At 63.0% G+C, this 5,673-nt stretch carries 5 protein-coding genes; 2 read left to right on the forward strand and 3 right to left on the reverse strand.

What is annotated here, in order from left to right; translation table 11 throughout:
- The 3 genes from VMR39_RS27095 to VMR39_RS27105 all read right to left on the reverse strand — a co-directional run.
- Positions 1–1,269: ATP-binding cassette domain-containing protein (locus tag VMR39_RS27095; RefSeq protein ID WP_325421084.1), on the reverse strand; the 1,269-nt coding region annotated here is incomplete at its 3' end.
- 3 nt (positions 1,270–1,272) lie between these two features.
- Positions 1,273–2,352, reverse strand: a complete 1,080-nt coding sequence (locus VMR39_RS27100; RefSeq protein ID WP_012112357.1) for an HlyD family secretion protein — start codon at positions 2,350–2,352, stop codon at positions 1,273–1,275.
- Positions 2,353–2,366: 14 nt separating this feature from the next.
- Positions 2,367–3,854 (reverse strand): efflux transporter outer membrane subunit, encoded by a 1,488-nt coding sequence (locus tag VMR39_RS27105; RefSeq protein WP_325421088.1) that lies wholly within the window; start codon positions 3,852–3,854, stop codon positions 2,367–2,369.
- 452 nt (positions 3,855–4,306) lie between these two features.
- On the opposite strand from VMR39_RS27105, the gene VMR39_RS27110 reads away from it, so the two are divergent.
- On the forward strand, positions 4,307–4,942 hold the full coding sequence (locus VMR39_RS27110; protein ID WP_094840677.1) for a TetR/AcrR family transcriptional regulator: 636 nt from the start codon (positions 4,307–4,309) through the stop codon (positions 4,940–4,942).
- A partial coding sequence (locus VMR39_RS27115; protein ID WP_325421092.1) for a DUF4105 domain-containing protein occupies positions 4,939–5,673 on the forward strand: 735 nt, incomplete at its 3' end. The genes VMR39_RS27110 and VMR39_RS27115, both read left to right, overlap by 4 nt.

Consider the following 5,673-nt stretch of genomic DNA (forward strand, 5'->3'; position numbering starts at 1 on the left):
CATGGCGACCGCCAGCGACAGGCGTTGGCGTATGCCCAGAGGCAGACTGGCCGGCAGGCTGTCGATGACGTCCACCAGCCCGAAGCGCTCCACCATCTCATCGACGCGAGCAGGAATGTCCTCCGGGGACACACTGAAGAGTTTGGCGTGCAACTCCAGGTTCTGGCGTACCGTGATTTCGCTGTAGAGCGAGAACGCTTGGGACATGTAGCCGACGCGGCGGCGGGTGTCCAGATCATGCGGGTCCACTTCATGGCCGAACAGCCAGGCCCGACCCTCGCTCGCCGGCAACAGGCCGGTAAGCATCTTCATCGTCGTGGACTTGCCGCACCCGTTGGAGCCGAGGAAGCCGAAGATTTCACCGCGCCGGATGCGGAAGGACACGCTATCGACGGCAACGAAGTCGCCAAAGCGCATGGTCAGCCCCTCGGCCTCGATGGCGATATCGTCCGCGCCGCCATCCGACAAGGGGGGAATGACTACCGCTTGGTGTCCGCGCTTTTTCTCTTCCGGGAGCAGGCGGATGAATGCCTCTTCCAGGTTCGGGCTGCCTGTTCTTGCCAGCAATTCCTTCGGCGTGCCGGTGGCGAGGACCTTGCCGTCGTCGATGGCGGCCAGCCAGTCGAAGCGCTGGGCCTCATCCATGTAGGCCGTGGCCACGATCACGCTCATGCCGGGGCGATCGGCGCGGATACGGTCAATCAGATCCCAGAACTGCGCGCGCGCCAGCGGGTCCACGCCAGTCGTCGGCTCATCGAGAATCAGAAAATCCGGGTCATGAATCAGCGCGCAGCACAGGCCGAGTTTTTGCTTCATGCCCCCGGACAGCTTGCCTGCCGGGCGCTCCAGGAATTTGAACAGGCCAGTGGCCTGGGTGAGCTCATCGATCCGCTGGCGGCGCTCTGCGGCGCCATGACCGAACAGGCGCGCGAAGAATTGCAGATTCTCCTCGACCGAGAGCGTCGGATACAGGTTTTTGCCCAGTCCCTGCGGCATGTAGGCGATGCGCGGGCACACTTTATTGCGATGGGCCTTGCTGGCCATGTCGCCACCCAGCACCTCGACCGTGCCCTCCTGGATGATGCGCACACCCGCCAGCAATGAGAGCAGACTGGATTTGCCCACGCCGTCGGGGCCGATCAGGCCGACCATCCGTCCGGCGGGAATGTCCAGATCGATGCCATCCAGGGCGATGACGTCGCCGTAACGCAAGCGCACCTGACGGACGCTTGCAACGGTCGTGGGCTGCGCACTCGCACTGTGGCTCATACCTTACTCCGGCACGCGAACGGAGAGGTTTTGAGGCCACTCGGCATTGGCGTCGAGTTTGATCCAGGCCACGCCAGGCAACCCGGTCTTGACCTGATTGAGGTGCTCACGCAGCAACTCCTGCGAAATCTGCGCACGCACGCGAAACATCAGTTTCTGCCGTTCGCTGGCGGTTTCCACCGTTTTGGGGGTGAACTGCGCCGCGCTGGCGACGAAGGAAACGGTGGCTGGTATCACGTACTCCGGCGCGGCATCCAGAACGATGCGTACCTCGGAGCCGAGCCCGACACGCCCGGCCACGGTCTCGGGCAAGAAGAAGGTGAGGTATACGTCCGACAGGTCGATCAGGTTCAAGACACGTCCGCCCGAACCCAGCACCTCGCCGGGTTGCGCCACGCGCACCTGCACCCGACCGTCACGCGGCGAGCGCAGTTCGCTGTCGCGGATATCGGCTTCGATGCGATTGATACTGGCCGTGGCAGCGGACACGCTGGACCTTGCGCCGACCAACTGCGCTTTGGCGGCCTCGACCGCGGCGCGGGCAGCGGCGGTCTGTGCTTTGCTGGCCGCGAGCGTCGCCTGTGCGCCCCGCACGCGCGCCCGGTCATCGTCCAATTCTTGTATCGAGGCGGCGCCTTCTTGGGACAATGTCTGCGAACGTTTCAGCCGCCGTTGCGCGGCATCGAGCTCCGACTCGCGCTGACCGACGAGTGCCTGCGCCGCAACCACGTCGGCTTCACGCAGCGCCACCTGGGCCTGTGCTGCGGTCACAGAATGCTCGGCCTGTTCACGCATGGCGAAGGCTTCGTCGCGCTGCGCCTCAAGCGTTTCCAGTTGCATCCTGGCCAGCGGCTGGCCCGCTGCGACGAAATCGCCTTCACGTACAAGGATGTCTTCGATACGTCCGGGAAGCTTGGTGGCGATGTCGATCTCGGTGGCTTCGATGCGGCCATTGCCGTTGACGAATCCTTCGCCGGGGCCGGTGTCGGCAAATTTCGTCCAGCCCCACCAGGCCAGCGCGACAACAACCGCTGCGGCGGCAGCGACCAGGAGTTTTTTCTTGAGAGAGGGTGAGAAGGTCATGGGTTCGGCGTGCCTTAACGGATTGATGGGGTGGGAGCGGGCGTCGAGGTCGCACCCTGCGCCCCGTCGGTTGCAGCGAGGGTGCCGCCGCCGAGCGCGGCATACAGCGCCACCTGGCTGGACAGCAGCGCGCGGCGCGCCTGTACCAGTTGTTGCTGGGCACCCAGCAGATCGCGTTGGGCATCCAGCACTTCCAAGAAGGCGGCCGAGCCGTTGTCGTAGCGCAACTTGGCCAGGCGTGCGCGTTCGCTTTGCGCTTCCAGGTTGGCTCTCTGGATCGTCAACTGCTCAGCCAGCCAGTGCTTTGCGCTCAGCGCATCGGCCACCTCGCGGAAGGCTGTTTGAATGGTTTTTTCGTAACCGGCGACGGCGATGTCGCGGCGCACTTCGCTCAGTTCCAGATTGGCGCGTCGGCGCCCGCCATCGAAGATGGGCAGTGACAGGGTGGGCATGAAGGTCCAGGCGCGACTGCCGGAATCGAACAAGCCATTCAAGTCGGAGCTGGCCGTGCCGAAGCTGCCAGTCAGCGCAATGCGCGGCAAGAACGCCGCGCGGGCCGCGCCGATGTGGGCATCGCTGGCACGCAATTGGTGTTCGGCGGCAATGATGTCCGGGCGACTGACCAGCAGCTCCGAAGGCAGACCGGCCCGCAGCTCAGCCAGCACCGTCGTTTCATCGAAGGGCACCTTGGTGGGCAGCGGGCCAGGATCGGCGCCCACCAGCATCGCCAGCGCATGCCGTTGCGTGGCGCGGGCTTGCTCAAGCTGGGTTAGCAGCGCCTGAGCCTGGTTCAGCAAAGTTTGGACTTGAGTGAGGTCCAGCTTCGAGGTCGAGCCGACTTCAACGCGGCGCCGGAAAATGCGATAGGACTCCTCGCGGGTCGCGACGGTTTGACGGGCGATAGCCACGCGTTCGTCTATCTCGCGCAAGCCAAGATAACCGTCGGCCACCTGGGCGATCAGCGCCAGGTGGACGGCCTGGCGGGCCGCGTCGGAAGCCAGCCAGCTTTGCAGGGCGGCGTCTTCCAGGTTGCGGACCCGGCCCCACAGATCCAGCTCCCAGGTGCTCAAACCCACCTCGGCCCGATATTCGCCGCCCACCTGCGATCGGCCCGACATGTTCAGATCGCCAGGGACGCGCGCGCGTCCACCTTGGGCGCCCACGCCCACGGCAGGAAAACGATCCGAGCGCTGAATGCGGAATGTGGCGCTGGCTTCCTCGACGCGCAGCGCGGCCAAGCGCAGGTCGCGGTTGTTCTCCAGCGCGGTCTCGATGAGGCGTTGCAGCAGGGGGTCGGTGAAGTACGCCTGCCAGGCAAGCTCTCCCGCGTGGGCGCCGTCGGTGCCTGATCCAAGATGCGCAGGCCAGGCTTCGGGCACGGGCAGCGGCGGGGTGTCTGGCGCCGGAGCGAGCGACATGCAGCCGGTCAAGACGACGGCGCTCAGGGCCAACGAGGCAGTGCGCAAGCTGAACGCAGGAAACAACAGGGAAGCTGGGGGCATGGTCACGTTCCGTACGGGTATCGGGCTGAAGAGGGGCTGGTTGCAGAGGAGGGGATAGCTGCCACCCACGCAATGCGGAGTTCGTGGCCGATGTCCGCAGGCCTTCCTTTCCTGCTTGCAAGTGCTGTCAAGCCCACTTCATCTCCTTGTTGATATGTGCATCCCCGTGTCCCCTGGCTGGTTGATGAGGTGCTCTTCCTGTGTCACATCCCAATGTGCCGGGTTCGTTCGCGCCTCTGAGTTGGCTTGCATCGTGAAATTTGAAAACAAACGACTGGACGGTTGTTTTTAATTATACGTTACAATCCGGGAACCGCAATCAGCGGGCTCGTCGGTCATTGACGCAGATCAATTCGAGCTGCCGGCTTGGGTTCAAGGAAGGCCCTGATTTCTGGTAGAGCCGGTGACCGGCCCGTGGGAACACCCCTCAGATCTTTGAACAGAGCCTTTGAATGCTACCCAAGAAAGATGACGCGCCCGACAAGCGCCGCTACCTGTCCTCTGCCGCCAGAAAAGAAGAAATACTCGACGCGGCCTTGGTCGAATTCGCGGATCGGACGTACAACGCCGTGTCAATGGAGCGCCTGGCGGAATGCGCAGGCTTGTCCAAGGCTGGTATCTACGCCCACTTCAAAAGCAAGGAAGAAATTTTTCATGCCTTGCTCGAACGCACGACAAAGCAGATTTGCGATTTCCAGGGCTGGCTCCCGGATGAAGATCTGACGTTGCCAGAGCTGGTAGATGTCTACCTGGATCGCCTATACGCGACCTTTAGCTCCCCTGCCACGATGTCGATTTACCGGCTGCTTCTGGCCGAAAGCGCCAGAACACCAGAGCTGGTGCAGCGTTGGCACAACGAAGTTGCTCACGGACTGAAAGAGCGGGCGCAGCTCATCATCCAACGCAACATAGAACGGGGCATCATTCGTCCGGGCGTCTTGACCGAGCACTTTTTCCCGCTGGCGCTCGCTCCCGCACTGCTATGGCTGAGCTCGTCAATGCTATCCAGGGGCAACCCTTCCATAGCGCTGGTGCAGTTACAGGATGCGCATCGGCAACTGCTGCTTGAGCTTTTGGAGCCTCGATGAGCAAGGTGACGCAAAAAGTCAGGCACCTCCCCATGCGCCTGGTGATCGGCATTGCGGTGCTATTGCTGACTGCGTGGGGCGCGCTGGCCCTGTGGCACCAGATGCCGCAACATCCAGCGGCTCGCTGGATCGCCACTCTGGCGTGGTCTGCCTCGGGGCTGTCCGTCGCCGTGTCGCTGGCAGGCTTGCTTGAAAGACGGACACGCAGGATCGCCGGATTCGTGTTCGGGGCCGCAACGGCAGCCCTGCTCATGTGGTGGGGAACGCTGCAGCCATCACACCAACGCCCATGGGCTGACGATGTCGCCCAGTTGCTGGAGGCCGGAATCGACGGCAGCCACGTTCACCTGAAAAATGTACGCAACTTCGAGTGGCGCAGCGAAACCGACTACACCCCGCAGTGGGAGAACCGCACATACGATCTGGACCGCTTGCGCAGTGCCGACCTGGTACTTTCCTACTGGATGGGGCCGCACATTGCGCACACACTGGTGTCGTTCGGCTTCGACGGTGGCGAGCGGGTAGTGTTCTCACTGGAAATACGCAAGGAGCGCCACGAGTCCTTCTCGGCGATCGGCGGATTCTTCCGTCAGTTCGAGCAGATCCTGGTAGCCGCCGATGAGCGCGACATTGTGCGTACGCGCAGCAATGCGCGAGGCGAGGACGTTTATCTCTATCGGTTGCAGATGAGTCAGGCGAATGTCCGCGCGTTGTTTCTGGAGTATCTGCAC

Origin of the sequence: Sphingobium sp., assembly GCF_035511395.1 — a bacterium.
GTDB lineage: Bacteria > Pseudomonadota > Alphaproteobacteria > Sphingomonadales > Sphingomonadaceae > Sphingobium.

Excerpts from the sequence above, each read along its gene's own strand:
- VMR39_RS27100 (WP_012112357.1), bottom strand. The coding sequence starts at position 2,352 with ATGACCTTCTCACCCTCTCTCAAGAAAAAACTCCTGGTCGCTGCCGCC.
- VMR39_RS27105 (WP_325421088.1), bottom strand. The coding sequence starts at position 3,854 with ATGCCCCCAGCTTCCCTGTTGTTTCCTGCGTTCAGCTTGCGCACTGCC.
- VMR39_RS27110 (WP_094840677.1), top strand. The coding sequence starts at position 4,307 with ATGCTACCCAAGAAAGATGACGCGCCCGACAAGCGCCGCTACCTGTCC.